Here is a 3,804-nt window from a genome sequence, read left to right on the forward strand (position 1 = left end):
GGGAGTGCAGGTGTATCTTTTATCGGAGAAATCCATGGGTAAACTTCGTTTTTTTGATATGTTAAAAATTCATCATTACACGTTTATCTGGAGCGATCGGGGTGGTTATTTATCCGTAATACGCTACACAAAAGTAGTGATAAAATCCTAATATCCAATACTTTGTCAGTTTGTTTGGTTTTGTGAATAAAAAAATTTAGTGCTTCAGATAATATACGTATATTTACGTGTTGGCAGCAAGTGTAGGAAGACAGTACTAACTAACAATACTTTCGATAACTATTGCCTTAGGTAAGTTAAACGACTAAATGAAAATAAATAAGTTACTTTGCAATTGAAATAAATAATATGCCAACAACATCACAAATAGAAGTCAGCAAGTTAAAACTTGACCTGAAAAACTTTAGAACTGTTCCTCAAAAAAAGGAATCTGACGCAATTAAGGCAATGATTTCAATAAAGCCAGATAGATTTTTTGCGGTAATGGAAAGCATCATTCAGGATGGATATTTACCCACGGAAAATATTATCATATTAAATAATGGTACTGATAACATTGTAAAGGAAGGAAATAGGCGTATTGCAGCTCTTAAACTAATCCACGGACATTACAAACTTTCGGATTTTGGATTACCTGCGTCAATAATTGAAAGTATCAATAAACTTGACTCAACATGGAAAGCTGAAAATCTTGAAGTTCCTTGCACCGTTTTTACTTTAGAAGAAGAAGATAAAGTTGATAAAGTAGTTACACTTGCTCATGGTAAAGGAGAAAAGGCAAGTCGTGACCCATGGAACTCAGTTGCCCGAGCAAGACACAATAGAGATGTAAAAGGCGGTTCAGAACATGGGCTTGATTTATTAGAAAAATACCTAAAAAAAGGTAACAACTTAAATGGCCAACAAAAAGAAAGGTGGGGCGGTGAATATCCTTTGACTGTTCTAGATGAAGCTTTAAGAAAATCATTTTCAAGACTTGGTTTTACAAGTATTGCAGAATTAGTTAAAAAGTACCCTCAGATACCTCAATTGGCCGAATTAGAGAGTATTTTACTTGATATTGGTCTTGAACAAATTAAGTTTGAAACACTTAGAAATGTGCATTTAGACTTCCCATCAAATTATGGTATTGCTCCAGTTGTAATAACACCGCCACAACCACCTTCAAATAATCCGCAAACACCCACAACAGCAGGTTCAGGTGGTTCAACAGGTTCTACGCCACAAAGTAACACCACTCCAAATTCGAATCAAAATACTAATCCTACTACAAGTAATAATTCAACTCCTACACCAGTAGCACCGACAACTCCCACTCCACCAGCTCCACCGAAAGCAGTAGCAGTGAATGACCCTAAACATGTCGCACAGCTTTTAAAGAAATTTTCGCCTCGGGGTGCCAACAGACAAAAAGTTGTTACCCTTAGGGACGAGATTAAGAAGTTAAAAATTGCAGACAATCCTATTGCATTTTGTTTTTTACTTAGAAGTATGTTCGAAATTTCTGGTAAAGCATATTCTGCCGACCATGGCTTAAGTATGACGAAAGCGGGAGGAAAAGATAAAACGCTTGTTGAAGTATTGAGAGGCATCACTGCTCATTTGACAAATAATAATTCAAATACTCAAATGGTAAAAGTACTGCATGGAGCTATGACCGAGCTTGGGAAACCAGATGGCTTACTTTCCGTGACTTCAATGAATAATTTGGTTCACAGCCCAGTTTTTACTATTTCCCAATCTGATTTATGCACTGTTTTTAGCAATATTTATCCACTTTTAGAAGCGATGAACTAATGGGAGATTTTAAAACACCTTTACGTTATCCAGGTGGAAAGCAACGACTTTCCCCATTTATTGAGGAAATAATTCAGGAAAACGGCATAAATGAATGTCATTATGTCGAACCGTTTGCAGGTGGTGCGGGAGTTGGAATTCAGTTGCTACTTACTAAAAAGGTAAAAGACATTCACCTTAATGATTCAGACTTTGGTATATATTCTTTTTGGCACTCAGTAATTAATAAACCAGAAGAACTTTGTAAAATGATTTCATCAGCATCAATGACAGTAGATGAATGGCGAAAGAGGAAAGAAATTGTCAAAAAATGTGATAAGAGAAGGATTCTAGAAACAGGGTTTAGTGTATTTTTTTTAAATCGGTGTAATCGGTCAGGTGTTTTGTCTGCAGGTGTGATTGGAGGTTTAGACCAGTCAGGGAATTATAAAATGGATGCAAGATTTAATCGCAATGACTTGATTAGAAGAATAGAAGCAATTGCGAGATTTAAAGAAAATATCCACCTAACAAATTTAGACGCAGAATATTATATCCAAAACTACATACCTAATTTACCCAAAAACACCCTAATTTATCTTGACCCTCCCTATTATGAAAAAGGAAGTGAACTTTATTTAAATGCCTATAAAAAAACAGACCATGCAAGAATTTCGCAAGTTATTCAGTCTGAAATCAAACACAATTGGGTTCTTTCCTATGACGGTGTTCCTGACATTGTGAATCTGTATAAAAAAAGACGACATTTCCTTTACGACTTGCAGTATTCAGCCGCAAAAGTGTATAAAGGAAAAGAAATTTTTGTTTTCGCAGACCAATTAAAGCTACCAAAACAATGTAGTTTAAAACATATTGACATTGGACTAAATAATCTTGTAAACGTATGATAATCGCTTTGAAATCAAGAACACCAGCTGCCAACATCACCTATACGCAAGCAGGGGTTTTGTGCTTCGTAGGACAGGAAAGTGGTAATTTTGAAGTTCAGTTCTTCGTAGGATGTTCAGTGGTAAAAATCCCTGCCTGCGTATAGCTGAGAACCGTTGTACGACATTCTAAACCAACACCACAAAACAAATTAGATTTGAAAAAATTTTTGATTTTTAGTTTCTTCGCTTTGACTTTGACTCAATTATTAAGTTTAACACTTCCACCTCTAGGATTTATGCTTGGAACGACTGTTATTTTACCTTTGGCTGTATGGTTTATTGGCGAAAAAAATAAAATTGAATATGAAAAAATTATTTGGGCAGTTTTAATTTTCTATTTAATTAGTAGAACTTTGGATTGGTATTTTGCACCTGGAAATCTAGATTCTGACGGAATTGCTTGGATGATTATGATGTCAATTTTTGCGACTGTTCTAATGATTGGAGTATGGATAGTATTTTTAAAACACAAAAATCTGAATTATAAAAACCGTAAAACGTATATAATATTGGTTTGTTTGCTAATAATTCCGTTTATACATATTATGTTTTTAAATGAATTTTGTAAACAAAATCTAAATGTTACAAATAAAACACTTTATGAATATTTAAAAAACTTATAAAAAGAACGTCGTACAATAACTAAGCTTTCGTTTTGTCTGCAAGACAAGAAATGAAAGCCCGTTGAACGGAAGCTCCGGTGGCTTTTCTCCAATATTGGTTCTTCTATGGAGTTATCGTTTTTAGAATTTAGAGCTACAAAGCAGTTTTTTAGAATTACTGCTTTTTTTTGTGTCGTTTGCTAGCCTTTGGAAGGGGGTCCTGTCTGCCGACAGGCAGGTTCTGCGGGTTTTCTTCGCTGCAGGACAAAGGTTCCCTTATCCGCAAAGGTTATTTCGCAGGCAAAGGTTGGGTGACGAAAAGAAAGTCCTGCGGCGGACCGCGATGCATGAAAATGCGCGGTCATCATTTGGAATATGCGATTTGGCGCTTCCGGTGGGAGGAGCCGTCCTTCAAGGGTGTATTTTCCGATTCCTTCTGCCCGGTTTTGCAGGGCTTTCGCAAAGTATTGGCGGGA

The 3,804-nt window shown here is 36.0% G+C and carries 5 protein-coding genes; all 5 read left to right on the forward strand.

What is annotated here, in order from left to right; all coding sequences use genetic code 11:
• The first annotated feature begins 348 nt into the window (after window positions 1–348).
• Window positions 349–1,797 (forward strand): hypothetical protein, encoded by a 1,449-nt coding sequence (locus L0951_RS13535; RefSeq protein ID WP_234111789.1) that lies wholly within the window; start codon window positions 349–351, stop codon window positions 1,795–1,797.
• Complete coding sequence (locus tag L0951_RS13540; protein ID WP_234111790.1) at window positions 1,797–2,684, forward strand: DNA adenine methylase; 888 nt, start codon at window positions 1,797–1,799, stop codon at window positions 2,682–2,684. Before L0951_RS13535 ends, L0951_RS13540 begins: the two co-directional genes overlap by 1 nt.
• Window positions 2,681–2,830 (forward strand): hypothetical protein, encoded by a 150-nt coding sequence (locus tag L0951_RS13545; RefSeq protein ID WP_234111791.1) that lies wholly within the window; start codon window positions 2,681–2,683, stop codon window positions 2,828–2,830. Before L0951_RS13540 ends, L0951_RS13545 begins: the two co-directional genes overlap by 4 nt.
• A gap of 51 nt (window positions 2,831–2,881) precedes the next feature.
• Window positions 2,882–3,349, forward strand: a complete 468-nt coding sequence (locus tag L0951_RS13550) for a hypothetical protein (RefSeq protein ID WP_234111792.1) — start codon at window positions 2,882–2,884, stop codon at window positions 3,347–3,349.
• A 169-nt stretch (window positions 3,350–3,518) separates the two neighbouring features.
• Window positions 3,519–3,804: hypothetical protein (locus tag L0951_RS13555; protein ID WP_234111793.1), on the forward strand; the 286-nt coding region annotated here is incomplete at its 3' end.

The sequence above is a fragment of the Chryseobacterium sp. R2A-55 genome (assembly GCF_021401085.1).
Taxonomy (GTDB): domain Bacteria; phylum Bacteroidota; class Bacteroidia; order Flavobacteriales; family Weeksellaceae; genus Kaistella.